This window comes from Petrotoga sp. Shatin.DS.tank11.9.2.9.3 (genome assembly GCF_003665005.1).
Classification (GTDB): Bacteria; Thermotogota; Thermotogae; order Petrotogales; family Petrotogaceae; genus Petrotoga; species Petrotoga mobilis.
In genome coordinates, this window is the sequence record NZ_JGVT01000001.1 from 103,823 (window position 1) to 117,772 (window position 13,950).

The 13,950-nt window shown below is 32.6% G+C and carries 16 protein-coding genes; 5 read left to right on the plus strand and 11 right to left on the minus strand.

Annotated features, from left to right (window positions below):
- The first annotated feature begins 102 nt into the window (after nucleotides 1-102).
- Together BZ25_RS00410 and BZ25_RS00415 are read left to right on the plus strand one after the other, a co-directional pair.
- A complete protein-coding gene (locus BZ25_RS00410; RefSeq protein WP_012209425.1) occupies nucleotides 103-411 on the plus strand; it encodes a hypothetical protein in 309 nt (102 codons plus the stop codon).
- 3 nt (nucleotides 412-414) lie between these two features.
- Entirely contained in the window at nucleotides 415-969 is a 555-nt protein-coding gene (locus tag BZ25_RS00415) for an HD domain-containing protein (RefSeq protein WP_369973667.1), read from the plus strand.
- A gap of 8 nt (nucleotides 970-977) precedes the next feature.
- On the opposite strand, the gene BZ25_RS00420 is transcribed toward BZ25_RS00415, so the two are convergent.
- Nucleotides 978-1,217 carry a hypothetical protein gene (locus tag BZ25_RS00420; protein WP_012209427.1) on the minus strand — a complete coding sequence of 80 codons (240 nt, stop codon included), beginning with the start codon at nucleotides 1,215-1,217 and terminating at the stop codon, nucleotides 978-980.
- A 32-nt stretch (nucleotides 1,218-1,249) separates the two neighbouring features.
- Between BZ25_RS00420 and BZ25_RS00425 the strand changes: the two genes are divergently transcribed.
- On the plus strand, nucleotides 1,250-1,810 hold the full coding sequence (locus tag BZ25_RS00425) for a 2'-5' RNA ligase family protein (protein WP_012209428.1): 561 nt from the start codon (nucleotides 1,250-1,252) through the stop codon (nucleotides 1,808-1,810).
- Between the two features lie 2 nt (nucleotides 1,811-1,812).
- On the opposite strand, the gene BZ25_RS00430 is transcribed toward BZ25_RS00425, so the two are convergent.
- The 10 genes from BZ25_RS00430 to BZ25_RS00475 all read right to left on the minus strand — a co-directional run bounded on the left by BZ25_RS00430 (nucleotide 1,813) and on the right by BZ25_RS00475 (nucleotide 10,917).
- Complete coding sequence (locus BZ25_RS00430) at nucleotides 1,813-2,649, minus strand: DUF368 domain-containing protein (protein ID WP_158584809.1); 837 nt, start codon at nucleotides 2,647-2,649, stop codon at nucleotides 1,813-1,815.
- Nucleotides 2,650-2,761: 112 nt separating this feature from the next.
- Nucleotides 2,762-3,589 carry a PHP domain-containing protein gene (locus BZ25_RS00435; RefSeq protein ID WP_121515347.1) on the minus strand — a complete coding sequence of 276 codons (828 nt, stop codon included), beginning with the start codon at nucleotides 3,587-3,589 and terminating at the stop codon, nucleotides 2,762-2,764.
- 43 nt (nucleotides 3,590-3,632) lie between these two features.
- Nucleotides 3,633-3,902 (minus strand): hypothetical protein, encoded by a 270-nt coding sequence (locus BZ25_RS00440; RefSeq protein WP_012209431.1) that lies wholly within the window; start codon nucleotides 3,900-3,902, stop codon nucleotides 3,633-3,635.
- A gap of 92 nt (nucleotides 3,903-3,994) precedes the next feature.
- Nucleotides 3,995-4,579, minus strand: coding sequence for an NUDIX domain-containing protein (locus tag BZ25_RS00445; protein WP_121515348.1), 585 nt, complete (start codon nucleotides 4,577-4,579; stop codon nucleotides 3,995-3,997).
- Nucleotides 4,576-5,109 carry an ATP-dependent protease subunit HslV gene (gene hslV / locus BZ25_RS00450; protein ID WP_012209433.1) on the minus strand — a complete coding sequence of 178 codons (534 nt, stop codon included), beginning with the start codon at nucleotides 5,107-5,109 and terminating at the stop codon, nucleotides 4,576-4,578. The genes BZ25_RS00445 and hslV overlap by 4 nt, the downstream gene beginning before the upstream one ends.
- Nucleotides 5,110-5,204: 95 nt before the next feature.
- Nucleotides 5,205-6,101, minus strand: a complete 897-nt coding sequence (locus BZ25_RS00455; RefSeq protein ID WP_121515349.1) for an ATP-grasp domain-containing protein — start codon at nucleotides 6,099-6,101, stop codon at nucleotides 5,205-5,207.
- A gap of 29 nt (nucleotides 6,102-6,130) precedes the next feature.
- Entirely contained in the window at nucleotides 6,131-8,419 is a 2,289-nt protein-coding gene (topA, locus tag BZ25_RS00460; protein WP_121515350.1) for a type I DNA topoisomerase, read from the minus strand.
- 18 nt (nucleotides 8,420-8,437) lie between these two features.
- The gene (locus BZ25_RS00465) at nucleotides 8,438-9,496 is read right to left on the minus strand and encodes a 3'-5' exoribonuclease YhaM family protein (RefSeq protein ID WP_121515351.1); all 1,059 of its coding nucleotides are present in this window, start codon (nucleotides 9,494-9,496) and stop codon (nucleotides 8,438-8,440) included.
- Nucleotides 9,489-10,613, minus strand: coding sequence for an alanine racemase (alr, locus tag BZ25_RS00470; RefSeq protein ID WP_158584810.1), 1,125 nt, complete (start codon nucleotides 10,611-10,613; stop codon nucleotides 9,489-9,491). Before alr ends, BZ25_RS00465 begins: the two co-directional genes overlap by 8 nt.
- On the minus strand, nucleotides 10,603-10,917 hold the full coding sequence (locus tag BZ25_RS00475) for a hypothetical protein (RefSeq protein WP_123821421.1): 315 nt from the start codon (nucleotides 10,915-10,917) through the stop codon (nucleotides 10,603-10,605). Before BZ25_RS00475 ends, alr begins: the two co-directional genes overlap by 11 nt.
- A 234-nt stretch (nucleotides 10,918-11,151) precedes the next feature.
- Here BZ25_RS00475 and BZ25_RS00480 point away from each other — a divergent pair, with 234 nt between their 5' ends.
- A complete protein-coding gene (locus BZ25_RS00480) occupies nucleotides 11,152-11,952 on the plus strand; it encodes a nitrilase-related carbon-nitrogen hydrolase (protein WP_121515353.1) in 801 nt (266 codons plus the stop codon).
- 192 nt (nucleotides 11,953-12,144) lie between these two features.
- On the plus strand, nucleotides 12,145-13,947 hold the full coding sequence (gene dnaK / locus BZ25_RS00485) for a molecular chaperone DnaK (RefSeq protein ID WP_121515354.1): 1,803 nt from the start codon (nucleotides 12,145-12,147) through the stop codon (nucleotides 13,945-13,947).
- Nucleotides 13,948-13,950 lie beyond the last annotated feature (3 nt).

Below are 13,950 nucleotides of genomic sequence, written 5' to 3' on the forward strand. Positions count from 1 at the left end.
AGCTTATTTATTGCACGAAAGGCCTTTGAAATCTGCAAAATTGTGATATAATAATTACAATGATATAAAAATCTCTTTTTCCAAAGGAGGTACACAAAAAGGATGGCTAAGAATAATGTTGAAGATTTAGAGAATAGAATAAAACTATTAGAAGAACAAAATAAAGAAAATAGGGAAACTTTGGACGACCTGCTTTTTCAAAATTCAAAGATGAAAGAAAAATTAAATAAAATATGGCGTAATCTGAAGATCATGTTTTGGTTATTTTTTGGTTTAGTTGCATGTTTAATATTAATTTTTACCACTACCCCACCCGTGGTAATCGGTTTATGGATCATCTTTGGAGCTATTTTATTTACTGTATTAATTTTTTATTATTACTTTAAATTTGCTTATAATAAATTTGAATAAGGAGTGATTTTTTTGACTAAAGAAGAAGCCCTTGAGTTACTAAAGCAAAACTTAAAAACGGATAATTTGTTCACTCATTCCCTTGCCGTTGGAGCTATTATGAAAGAGTTAGCAATACATCTAAACAAAGATGAGCAAAAATGGGAAATCACCGGTTTACTACACGACTTGGATTACGAAGAAACCAAAGATGATCCAGCTAATCATGCGTTAAAAACTGTTGAAATGCTTGGAGACAAGGTCGATCAAGATGTAAAAGACGCTATATTGGCGCATAACGAAAAAAAAGCGTTGGAAAAAGATATTGAGATAGCCTTATATGCTGCAGATCAACTTTCTGGGCTTATTGTTGCCTCTGTATTAGTAAGGCCAAGCAAAGATATAGCTGAATTATCAGTTAAATCATTAAAAAAGAAGTTCAAAGACAATGCTTTTGCTAGAGGAGCGGACAGAGAAAAAATAAAAGAAATAACCAAACTGAACATCGAATTAGACGATTTCTTCAAAATAGCCATAGATGGTATGGTTCGAATAAAAGACGAATTGAACTTAGTTTGATAAACACTTTAATCATTTTCATTATTTTTATTCTTTACATCTTTTGACTCATTTTGAAGTTCAGCGATTCTTAGGTTCATCAAAGTGAAAAAAGAAATTGAAACAACACCAAATGTGGCAAAAATCCAAGTTACTAGAGAAAACCAAAAAAGTTTTGTGAACCAAAAATAGAATATTAAAAGAACTCCAACAGAAATAGAGAAATAATAGATAAGAAACTTTATGATTCGTTTTTTGTTGTAGCTCATTTTTAAACCTCCCACTAAAAAAGGTGATAATCGTGCAAGCTCTTTTGACTATTCTACCTCAACCTTTTTACAATAAAATAACAAAACTTTGGAATGAATTAGAAAAGAATTTTGGCGTTAATTGGGTAAAAAACAACGTACCTTTTCCCCATATAACTTGGAGTGTTGCTGAGAATTATAAAGTTAACGATTTAAATAAGTTACTCAAAAAGGCAACCAAAGAATTGGATTCATTAACCATAAAAACGGAAGGTGTAGCCTTATTTACCGGCAAAAAATTAACCTTGTACATCCCTGTAAAACCGACAAAAGAAATTTTGAACTTTCACGAATACCTTTGGAATTTGGTCAATGTAAATGACTCAAAGCTTAATGAATATTACTCTCCTGATAATTGGTTTCCACATATAACTTTAGCGGTAGAAGATATTAATAAAGAGAACATTGGACAGATTACCAGTTATTTGTCTGATAAAAAGTTAAAGTATCAAATAAAGTTGGAATCTCTTTCCCTTGTCCATAGAGAGTTGGGGAAAGAGGTTGAAATTGATCAAACTTTTGGAATACCAAAAAAGAGAAAAAGGAAACAGTGAAATTATTTATTGTTTCTACCGAACCTCTCGATAATTACAATTACTATGGCTCCAATTAAACCAAATATTAAAAAACTAACAAAGTTATCTATTCTTGAAATGGGAGCCCTCAATCCTCCAACCATTAGTCCCATCAAAAAAAACATTGTCGTGAGGTAAAAATTATCCAACACCCATTTCAATAGTCTACTCATGGAAGCCAATCCCAGTACAACACCCAAAACAAAGGTTATCAGTACAGGGAAATTAAAATCATTAACTGCTTTTACAATGAATGAATATTGATTCAAAAGTAATAGGACGTATGCACCGGAAATGCCCGGTAGGATCATAGCAGAGATAGCCAAAAATCCAGAAGAAAAGATTATTAAAAAATCGTGTTGTTCTAATAAAAACTGTGCCCCTGAAATATAGAAGGCAACTAAAAAACCAATAGCGGTTGAAATAAAAAAAGAAACGTATTTAGATTTTTGCGTATTTTTGAAATCAGAATTTTTAAATATATCTGAGCCTAAAAAAAAGATACTCCCGATAATTAAACCTGAAAAGAATGAAAAGACACTTGTTTGGTAGTTAGTTATTAAAAAGTCTATAAGTCCCAAGGTTGAGAACATTCCAAGAAAAACACCTATGTACAACAATATCAAAAATCTAAGTTCCCGACTTTTCGTTAAAGTTTTGAAATTGAATAAATTAGAAAAAACAAAAGACCATGCAGATATGAAACTCTCATAAATGCCTAGTATCAAAGCTATCGTAGCGCCTGAAACCCCTGGGATAGAATCAGAAATACCCATGAAAATACCATACAACGGAATTAACAGATTTTTTTTCTTCATAAAAACCTCCATTAAATATATTTCTTTTATAAAAAAACCCCGCATAAAGCGGGATAAGTTGGGGATTTTATTGGGGGTTATTGTTTTCTAAATCTATTATATGCAAAGAATCTTAAAGCATCCTTAAAATATTTAAAAATGGTTCTAATTCTTCTTTGCTGATGTTAATCCCCATTTCTATCCCTGCTTTGTTTGTTCCATGATAATCCGAACCAGCTGTTATAAACAAATCATACTTTTTGGCAAGTGCTTTATACCTTTCGATCATTTCTTTGGTGTGCAAGGAGTAATAAGCTTCTATGCCATCTAACCCATAATCTACTAACTCTCTGATCAGATTATCTAGATTTTGTTCATCGAGTTTTGTTTGATAAGGATGTGCCAAAACAACTACACCACCCGCTTCCTTAATTAACAATATTGCATCTTTTGGTTCTAACCTTTTTTTATCTAAGTAAAAAGGAGCTCCTTTCTTTAAATACTTATCGAAAGCCTCTTGTTTGTTGCTTACATAATTTTTCTTCACCATTAAAGAAGCAAAATGGGGCCTACCAATCAATTCTCCACCTGCTTCTTTTTTTAGTTCTTCAAGGGTAATTTGAAAACCAAGATTTTGCATGTTTTCGATCATTAAAACGTTTCTTTTTTTTCTAAACTCTTGAAGCTCTTCTAAAACCTTATTTAGTCTCTCGTTATTGTTATCAAAACCGTATCCTAATAGGTGTAGAGTGTTCGGAAATTCGGCGCTTATCTCTACTCCAGGAACAAATTTTAATTTTTTTAAATCTTTAAAATTTTCTAAAGATTTTACTCCATCAAGGGTATCGTGATCGGTGATAGATAGATATTCTATATTTTTTTCTAGAGCCAGATTCAATAATTCATTAGGAGTGTTACTTCCGTCTGATCCTGTAGAATGAGTATGAAAATCTACTTTCACATTTTCCCTCCAGTTTTAATTAGTATTACAACGCTCCTTTTACTTATTTTTTCCAAAGAACTTTATTTTTTTCATCGTCGTATATCTCTTCAACGTCTTCGGGTATATCGATTTCTTCTATATATTTGGATATAGTTTCTTTGATCAAATCTTCCGGTAAAGAAGTGATGAGCCATAAGTCGCTTAACCAAACTTTGTTGTTTTCTCTAAGCGGTGCTTTATAAATAGCACTTTCTACTGCTTTTGCAAAGGTAGATAAAGGAACTTCCTTTATAAAACCTTTACCTGAATTTTCTCCGTAAATGTTGTTCATAAAATAAATTTAGACCTCCTTTATATTCGCTTCAGCTGAGACCCCTCTGTCCCTTAAGGGTAGTTGGCTGCACCCATTTAAGGAAGGGAAATTTACAAGTTATTTAAAGCAATTTTTGTCCAACCTTCAAAATTCACATCTTTTAAATTTACGATTTCTTCTTTTTTCATCCAAGTGCTCTCAAAGTTATCTTCTTCTTTAATCTTAGCAGAATCGATGAATCCGACGAAAAGAACACCTAAATGAACTTTGGATACATCTTCATCGTTATCATTGATTATTCCTTTGTAAACATATTTATATGAATTGGTAATCCATAATTCTTCGTTAATTTCTCGATCCATCCCGTTGAAAAAAGTTTGTTCCATAGTAATACCCTTATCTCCTTTGTTTATGTGACCCCCTATCCCTATCGATATTTTGTTATGAAGTCTTTTTTCTCCTTGATTTTGTGTCCTTTTTAAAACTAAAATCTCGTCTTGGAAGTTTCTGAACACAACATAAGGTATGATTTGTTTGTAATTATAATCGTTTTCGAGTGCATTTCTTTCATAGAAATTACCACTTTCTAATATTTCCACAAAATCGCTGAATTTTATTTTAAAAAAATTGTCATTGTTCGAAGATATTTTTTCTTCAATTTTTCTTGTGGGAATAGCTAAAATTTGTTCATTCATTCTATAATCTCCATGGTGATATTATCGTTCGTATAAATACAAATTTCACCAGCAATTTTTATTGCTTTTTGAGCGATTTCTTCAGCATCTAAGTCTGTGTTTCTCAATAGAGCCATTGCTGCAGCATAAGCATAAGGTCCACCGGAGCCAATTGCGATTGCATCTTCTTGTGGTTCCATTACTTCGCCATTGCCTGAAATTAGAAAGATATTTTCTTTGTCGGCGACTAATAATAATGCTTCAAGTCTTCTAAGTGCTTTGTCCATACGCCATTCTTTGGTCAGTTCCACAGCTGCTTTCATAAGATTGCCATGTGAAGACTTATACTTTCCTTCAAATCTTTCATACAAAGCCAAGGCATCGGCTACGGATCCAGCGAAACCTGATATTACTTTTCCTTCGCCTAATCTTCGCACTTTTTTGGCGTTACCTTTAAAGATTGTTTCTCCCATTGTTACCTGTCCATCACCACATATTACAGTTTTTCCGTTTCTTTTTACTCCTAATATTGTTGTCCCATGAAAATCCATAAATTATTTTTCCTCCTTGCAGTCACATTTTTGTGTTTTTTATAGCGCCCCTTCTCCCCGCTCCCCACCCATAAGGAAAAGAGCTTTTTACTCTTTCACCCTGCAACCCGCGCAACATGGTTTTTAATTATTATATTTATTAACTCATCAAAGCTAATTCCAGCAGCTAGTGCGGATGTAGGAAGATCACTTAATTCTGTTAAACCAGGCACAGTATTTATTTCCAAAACGTAAACTTCATCGTCTTTTAAGATGGCGTCGATCCGAAACATGTCTTTAAAAGTGAGTATTTTCATAACGTGATTCCCTATTTCATTTATTTTTTGTATGATTTTTTCGGGTGAATTAAGCTGTGGCTTGAGTTCCGTTAACCCGTTAGTATATTTTGCTTCATAGTCATAGAATTCTTTTTTTGGAATAATTTCAAGAACTGGTAGTAATATGAACTCTTCATTTTTCTGAATATAAGATATCGTTATTTCCTGGCCTTTTATATATTCTTGAACCAGAACTTCCTGAAATTCTTTCAAATCTTTTTCTAAATAGAATTTGTATTCATTTTCGTTGTGAATGATGTATACTCCTTTACTCGATCCACTTTTTCTAGGTTTGATGATGAAAGGGTATTCAAAGGGCGGTAATATCAATTTGTTGGTTAGGATTGTCTGAGGCATTTGTATATAATTTTTAACTAGAGAGTAGAATATAAATTTATCGTATGTGGCTATACATGTTTCAGGGTTTGAACATGTGTAGTCTATTCCTAAAATTTCTAATAAGGAAGGTAATCTTCCGTCTTCTCCGTAATCTCCATGTACCACGTTGAAGGCGAATTTATAATTTTGAATTTTATTTATAAAATCATCATCTATTAAATCTAAGATTACTGGTTTATAACCTAAATTACTTATAGAATTAAAAACATTTTTTGCGCTTGTTAAGGAAATTTCTCTCTCTTTAGATTTCCCACCTGTAATGATTGGGATGTACATCGTTTTTTCTCCTTTTTTACTTTGTCTGTTTATTTTGTTAGTTGTTTGATTTCTTCAATGTCAAAGTATGCTTTGTCTTTTTCACAGTATAATTTTTCTTTTCCTTTTGAGGTTTTGTAAAAAAGGGTTTCTCCACAGTTGGGGCAACTGTATTCTGAAGGCTCATTCCAATACATGGTACTACAAGAATTACATTTGAAATAAGTTTTTCCTTTTTTGCTTTTTAATTTTACGATGTCACCTCCACAGTTGGGACATTTCCCTCGCGCTTTCACATTCCGAGTGTATTTACATTCTGGGTAATTACTGCATGCAATAAATTCTCCGAATTTCCCGTGTTTCAATATGAGATCTCCACCGCAAATGGGGCATTTTTCATCTATTTTATTCTCTTCTTTGTCTATTTTTAAAGTTTCTTGTAGATATTCTTTTATGTATAATTTCTCCTTAATTGTTACTCCAAATGATTCCGCTGGGATTTTCTGAGTTTCCTTGCATTCTTCACAGGATAAATATAGACCATATCTTCCAAAATTTAATTTCATATTTTTCCCACATTTTTCACAAGGGACATCACTTTCGTAGTGTAAAATTTCTTTTTTATTTTTTATGTTGTTAGATGCAGTCGAAAGGAATGTCTCAAACTCTTTGTAAAACTGCTCTAGAACGACTTTACTTTTGTTTTTTCCGTCTTCTATCTTATCAAGGTCTTCTTCCATGTTCGCAGTGAATTTTACGTCGACTATTTCTGGGAAATATGCTTCCAAAAAGTCAGTTACTACAAAACCAGTAGTTGTAGGCCTCAAGGTACTTTTTGCTATTTTGGATACGTATTTCCGCTGCAAAAGTGTGGATATTATGGTTGCGTATGTTGATGGCCTTCCAATACCTTTAGATTCTAATTCTTTTATCAATGTTGCCTCCGTATATCTATTTGGAGGATTAGTCTCTTTTTCTTCGAATTTTAATTGGTCGTATGTGATCTTATCATTTTTACCTATTTCAAAATCAACTTCTTTATTGTTAGGATTCCAGAATTTCTCAAATCCATCAAAGATACATTTTTTGGACGTTATTTCAAATGCGTATTTGTTGGTGTTGTCTTCAATAGTGTATGTTTTTTCTAAATATCTTGATGGAGCTGATTGAGAGGCCATGAATCTATTCCAAATAAGGGTATACAACTTCAAATGGTCTGAAGAAATTAACCTTTTTGCATTGTTAACATCCATGTTGATGTCTGTAGGCCTTATAGCCTCGTGAGCATCTTGAACATTGGATTTTTTGTTTTTTGATAAGTAATGTCCAACGTAATCTTTTCCATAATTTTTTTCCAAATAGTTAATAGCTGCCTGTTGAGCTTCATTTGAAACTCTTGTAGAATCAGTTCTCATATAAGTAATAAACGCAATACTTCCTTCAGAGGTTTCCACACCTTCATACAACTCTTGAGCGATTTTCATTACTTTAGATGAAGCCCAGTTAAAAGTCGAAACCGCTGCTTGTTGTAGCGTACTTGTAATGAATGGTAGTGGGGGTTTTCTTATTGTTTCTTTTTCTTCTACGTTCACCAGTTTAAAATCCTTGTCTTTCAAATATTCGAAGATCTGGTCTTTCTTTATTTTTGTTATGCTTTCGGGTTTTATTTTTTTACCGTCTTCTTTTGTTAAAGGTATATTTTGACCTTTGTACTCAAGATAGATATTGAAGTATTTTTTTGGTTTGAAGATAAAAATTTTTCTTTCTTTATCCACTATCAATTTCAATGCTGCAGATTGAACCCTTCCCGCGCTTGTTTTGTAATCTTTTAATACTTTCCAAACCAAAGGTGAAATTTTATATCCTACCAATCGGTCCAAGATTCTCCTAGCTATTTGAGCATCTACTTTTTTTAAGTCTAAACTTTGAGGATTACTTATTGAATTTTTTATTGCATTTTTTGTTATTTCTGAGAATATAATTCGATTTTTCTCTTTTGGATCAAGATCTAAAATCTGAGAAAGATGCCATGCTATAGCTTCTCCCTCTCTGTCCATATCCGATGCTAGTAATACTTTTCTCCCTTTTGTTTCTTTCTTGATTTCTTGTATAACCTTTTCTTTACCGGGAATCACTTGAAAGATAGGTTCAAAGTCGTGTTCGATATCAACTCCAAACTCTTTTTTAGGTAAGTCGCGGATATGACCTTTTGAAGCTATTACTTTGTATTCCTTTCCTAAATATCTTTCTATTGTTTTTGCTTTTGACGGGGATTCTACTATTACTACGTATTTACTTTCCCCACTATTGCCGTTGGATTTAGTGCTTTTTTTGGGCATTAATTGAATTACCTCCCGCTAGTATTTTTCTATTTTTATCTTACGTGCCAGCCTTTTATCGTATTCACTCCAACTTTGATCTTTGTTTATTTGTAAGGTATTTCTAATATTGTCTTTAACTTGAGCGATTTTGGAGTCGACATTATCACTTAAACCAATTATGAATGATTCGATGGTTTTTGGGACTACAGGACTTCCATATTCTATTTCTCCATGATGGGAGAGGATGATGTGTATTATATGGTTAAGATCTGATTCTTTTATTTTTGGATTTATTTTTTTTGACTCTTCGTACACTATTTTTGTTCCCAGATGTATGTGTCCAATTAATTCACCTAGTTCAGTTTTTTCTATTCCACTGGGTTTTATAACGTATTCTTCTATTTTCCCTATATCGTGCAACAGTGATCCAGCTATTATAATATCTTTATTGATGCATATCTCATTATCTTCGTTATAAAGATCATACAATCTTAAAGATAGTTCAGTAACCATTACAGTATGTTCCAATAAACCTCCCGGATAGGCATGATGTACTTCCACTGCAGCTGGAGAAAAAAGAAAGGATTCTCTTAATTTTGAATTAACCAAAAAGATCTGTTTCAATAAAGATCTGATACCTTCATTTTCAACGGCTTGTATGTATTGTTCGAGTTTAGTTGTTAACTTTGATAGATCATTATTAGAAAATAGCAAGTACTTTTCGGGGTTGATATTCGTTATGTTGATCTTTTGCACTGAATTGGTCTCGTTACTAATATTGATTTGAAGCCTATTTTCAAAGTAAACTATTTTCCCCTTTACTTTTATAACGTCTCCAATTTGAATCTTGTTATTGTTTGCTTCTGCGTTATACCAATCGATAGCTCTAATGGACTGACTTTTATCGGCAATTGTAAACAATAAAAACGTTTTGTCATTTTTTGTTTTTTGAAGCTTTTTGCTCACAACTTTACCTTCTACTTCTGCGTCTTCAGTGGGTTTTAACTCAGATATTAAAGTAATATTTTCTACAGCTACCTTTGGTTGAAACGGATTATCTTTTATTATATCTCCCAAAGAATATTCTTCATTCAAAATATTTTCCTCCCTTAATGTAAATCCGCCGAACCCTTTGAGCTATTCTTGAGGTTACTTCATAGTTTATAGTAGAAGCGTTTTCAGCTACTTCTTCTGCGGTTATTTGATCGTATTTTTGCCTCCCAATGATTACAACTTCATCACCTAGTGATACATTATTATCAGTAACGTCCACAACTATTTGATCCATAGATACCCTTCCTAATATTTTAGATCGCTTTCCGTTAATTAAAACTTCTCCTTTGTTGGAAAGGGCTCTAAAATAACCATCTGCATACCCTATAGGAACAATAGCGGTTTTCATCCTTTTTTGCACTTCGTAAGTTCGTCCATAACCGATAGTATCATTCGGTTGAAGGTTTTGAATGTTCGCGACAATGCTTTTTAGTTCCAAAATAGGTTTTAATTGATCTATTTTATAAGTTGTGGATGGTTGTAAGCCATAAGTGGCAATGCCTGGCCTCACATAATCTAAAGCGTATTCTGGGAAAAAAAGGGCAGCAGCACTATTAGAAATATGTTTTTTTTCAACATCTATGCCTGAACCAATTATATAATCCAATAACCCCTTATATTTTTCAAATTGAACTCTGGTAAAATCATCTTTTTCATCTGCATTGGCAAAATGAGAATAAACGCCTTCTATTTGAATGTTTCTATCTTTGATCAACTTTATTAATTGAGGTAATTTTTCCTCTTTTATGCCAATTCTGTTGATTCCAGTATCCACGTTGATATGGAACTTAAATTTATCAACATCTTTTCCTAGTATATCACATACTTTTTCTAAAAATGTAGAAGAAGTAATTGTTGGCCTTAAAAAATGAGCGAATTCCAATAATTCTTTAAAATCATCTGGGCTAAAGTAATTAAAGATTAAAATTGGGAGGTGTATCCCCCGGTTTAAGATTTCTAAAGCTTCTTCCAAATAAGCAACAGCCAACATACTATAACCTTCTTTAAATACTTGCATTGCCAAAGGCAACATACCATGTCCATAAGCGTTTGCTTTTAAAACTGGTATGATATGCGCTTTTGTTTGATTTTGTATATAATTTAAATTTTCTAAGTATTTATCAATATTTATATATGCTGCCGTTTCTCTACCCTTCAAGTTTATCCCCTTTTAAAATAGAAATGAGTTTATCTCGTTCTTTTATATACTTAGGCAAAATAATTGTTTTATCTTTTAAAATTATTATTATTTTTCTGGAAGTTATAACCGTTTCTTTTATGGAGGATTTACTGAAATGTTCATATTTTTCTGAAAATACGGAGGTGATAACGTAAAAGGTTTTGTTATTTTGATCATAAATAATAGGATATCGCATGAATTTTCTAATGGAATAAAATAAAAGTGTAACTATTATTCCAAGAAATATATAAGCAATAATACCTTTCGGATAAAGACTGTACACATAATTACCCAATATGAATAAAAATAAAACAAAAATTAGAGGTAGCAGGTAGAGAATTTTTGAATATCTAAATTTATAAAGAATTTTTAAACCCCTCTTTTGTCTAATTGGTTTTTTAGAATCGACAATTAACATTATACAATAATTTTAAATAGTTGGCAAAAGTTTTCTTCTTTTTATTATATAATGTGCATTGGAGTAGAGTAAATGGGTGAGAGAAGAGGAGGTTGAAAAATGTTTAAAGTTAGCGTAGTTCAATTCAAACCAGAACTATTTGAGATCGAGAAAAATGTAAATAAGGTAATGAAGATCATCGAAGGAGTCGATAGCAATTTTATAGTCTTTCCAGAATTGGCTTTTACCGGTTATGCTTTTTCCTCTAAAAAAGAAGTAGAAGAAACTTACGAGTCGCCTTTAGATGGGATCGGATACGCCTTTAAAACTTTTAAGGAATTTTCTAAAGATACTGGTGTAAGTGTAGTATATGGTTTTAACGAGAATTATGAAGGTAAGTATTATAATTCATCAATTTTGATCAAAAGTGATGGGACATATAAAATATATAGAAAGACTCACTTGTTTTTCAGAGAGAAACTGTTTTTTACCCCGGGGGACACGGGTTTTTGGGTGGATAATATTAACGGAATAAATGTTGGAGTTGCCATCTGTTTTGATTGGTACTTTCCGGAATCCTTTAGAACATTGGCTTTATTAGGTGCAGATTTAATTTTGCATCCAGCCAATTTAGTCTTACCATATTGTCAAGAAGCCAATAAAATTAGATCTTTAGAAAACAAGATTTATATTGCCACATCAAATATTTGGGGAACCCAGATCAACGGTGAAATAGAGTATTCTTTCACGGGTAAAAGTCAAGTGACTTCACCTGATGGAGAGGTGCTTTTTAGATTACCAGAGCAAGGTGATTTTATTCAAACAGCAGAAATAGATGAAAGGAAATCTCAAAATAAACGTATTAATGAATACAACGATCTCTTCCAAGATCGAAAACCAAAATATTATTTTCACTCTTAGATTAAGAGTGATATAATTTTTGATTGCGTTTAAATTTAGCTAGCTTATAAGCACTTTATCATAGATATTATATGTATTCTCTTAACTTAATAAATCACTTGAAAAAAACGATTGTTTGAATTATAATAGTACTAGAGTCAAATAACAAATACACATTTAGAAATAAAAAAGTTTTAGTGAGGGGGTATTTTCATGAGTACAAAAGAATATGTTGTAGGTATAGACTTAGGTACCACTTATTCAGCTATCGCTTGGGTAAAACCCGATGGTAACCCTGAAGTAATACCCAATGCGGAAGGTAAAAGGACCACACCTTCTATTGTTTCTTTTACTAAAGATGGTCAGATATTAGTAGGTGAACCAGCTAAAAGGCAAGTTATTTTAAATTCCGATAGAACTGTTCGCTCCATAAAAAGGTACATGGGAAGTGACTACACAGTAAGAATCGATGATAAGGTGTATACACCTCAACAGATTAGTGCGTTCATACTTAAAAAGCTGGTTAAAGATGCAGAAGAATATTTAGGAGGAAAGATTAAAAAGGCCGTTATTACTGTTCCTGCCTATTTCAACGATGCTCAAAGGCAAGCTACCAAAGAAGCAGGGGAAATCGCAGGATTAGAGGTTCTAAGAATAATAAACGAACCAACAGCGGCTTCAATAGCTTTTGGTCTCGATCGATCAAAAGAAGAGAGAAAAATAGTTGTATATGATCTTGGTGGTGGAACATTTGATGTTTCCATTTTAGATATAGGAGAAGATATCATAGAGGTTATCGCTACTTCGGGGAACAATCATCTAGGTGGGGACGATTTTGATCAAAGAATAATCGACTGGTTAGCTGATGAATTTATGAAAGAGTATAAGGTTGACTTAAGAAAAGATAAGCAAGCACTTCAAAGATTGAAAGAAGCAGCTGAATCTGCTAAGATAGAATTATCAAGTAAATTGGAAACGGATATAAATTTACCTTTCATTACGGTTGTGGATGGTCAACCTGTTCACTTAGAAAAGAAACTAACACGAACTAAATTAGAAGAACTCATTGGAGACTTAATAGAATCAACAAGAGTGCCCATTGAGAACGCAATGCGGGATGCTAAACTTTCCCCACAAGACATAAGCGACGTTTTACTTGTAGGTGGTTCAACGAGGATACCAGCAGTTCAAAAATTGGTTAAAGATTATTTTGGAAAAGATCCTTCTAAGAATGTTAACCCAGACGAAGCAGTAGCAATTGGAGCAAGTGTTCAAGCTTCTATAATGGTAGGAGAAACAGAAAGAGATTTAGTTTTAGTAGATGTTACTCCTTTATCCTTAGGTGTTGAAGTTAAAGGAGGTTTAATGGAAGTTATTATACCAAGAAATAACAAAATCCCTGTGAAAAAATCTAAAGTTTTTACGACCTCTGTTGATGGACAAACGGAAGTTGAAGTAAGAGTTTACCAGGGAGAAAGACCTTTGGCACGAGATAATTTTTTCTTAGGGAGTTTTACATTAACAGGTATTCCCCCTGCACCAAGAGGAGTTCCTCAAATAGAAGTTACTTTTGACATTGATTCTAATGGAATAGTAAGTGTATCCGCAAAGGATCTAGGAACTCAAAGGCAGCAATCTATGGTTGTAACTGGAAGACACAAGCTCGACAAAGACCAAATAGATAGGATGATGAAAGAAGCAAGAGAGTATGAGGAACAAGACAAAAAGGTAAAAGAAAAGGTTGAGTTGAGAAACCAAGCAGATGATTTAATCTATCAAACAGAAAAATTATTACGTGAAAATGGAGATAAAATACCCGATAATTTAAAAATCAACATTGAAGAAAAAACAAAAGAATTAAAGCAAGCTTTAGAGGAAGATAACGTCGGTAAAATTAAGATAGTTAAAGACGAATTACAACAAGAGATTATGAAGGTAGGTCAATATATTTATCAAAATCAAAACCCAGGAGCAACTGCAGGAGCAACAACTCCAGTAGACGATCCAGAAAATTAAAAA

Excerpts from the sequence above, each read along its gene's own strand:
- BZ25_RS00445 (WP_121515348.1), bottom strand. The coding sequence starts at position 4,579 with ATGAATGAACAAATTTTAGCTATTCCCACAAGAAAAATTGAAGAAAAA.
- BZ25_RS00480 (WP_121515353.1), top strand. The coding sequence starts at position 11,152 with ATGTTTAAAGTTAGCGTAGTTCAATTCAAACCAGAACTATTTGAGATC.
- BZ25_RS00455 (WP_121515349.1), bottom strand. The coding sequence starts at position 6,101 with ATGTACATCCCAATCATTACAGGTGGGAAATCTAAAGAGAGAGAAATT.
- dnaK (WP_121515354.1), top strand. The coding sequence starts at position 12,145 with ATGAGTACAAAAGAATATGTTGTAGGTATAGACTTAGGTACCACTTAT.
- hslV (WP_012209433.1), bottom strand. The coding sequence starts at position 5,109 with ATGGATTTTCATGGGACAACAATATTAGGAGTAAAAAGAAACGGAAAA.
- topA (WP_121515350.1), bottom strand. The coding sequence starts at position 8,419 with ATGCCCAAAAAAAGCACTAAATCCAACGGCAATAGTGGGGAAAGTAAA.
- BZ25_RS00420 (WP_012209427.1), bottom strand. The coding sequence starts at position 1,217 with ATGAGCTACAACAAAAAACGAATCATAAAGTTTCTTATCTATTATTTC.
- BZ25_RS00440 (WP_012209431.1), bottom strand. The coding sequence starts at position 3,902 with ATGAACAACATTTACGGAGAAAATTCAGGTAAAGGTTTTATAAAGGAA.
- BZ25_RS00410 (WP_012209425.1), top strand. The coding sequence starts at position 103 with ATGGCTAAGAATAATGTTGAAGATTTAGAGAATAGAATAAAACTATTA.
- BZ25_RS00430 (WP_158584809.1), bottom strand. The coding sequence starts at position 2,649 with ATGAAGAAAAAAAATCTGTTAATTCCGTTGTATGGTATTTTCATGGGT.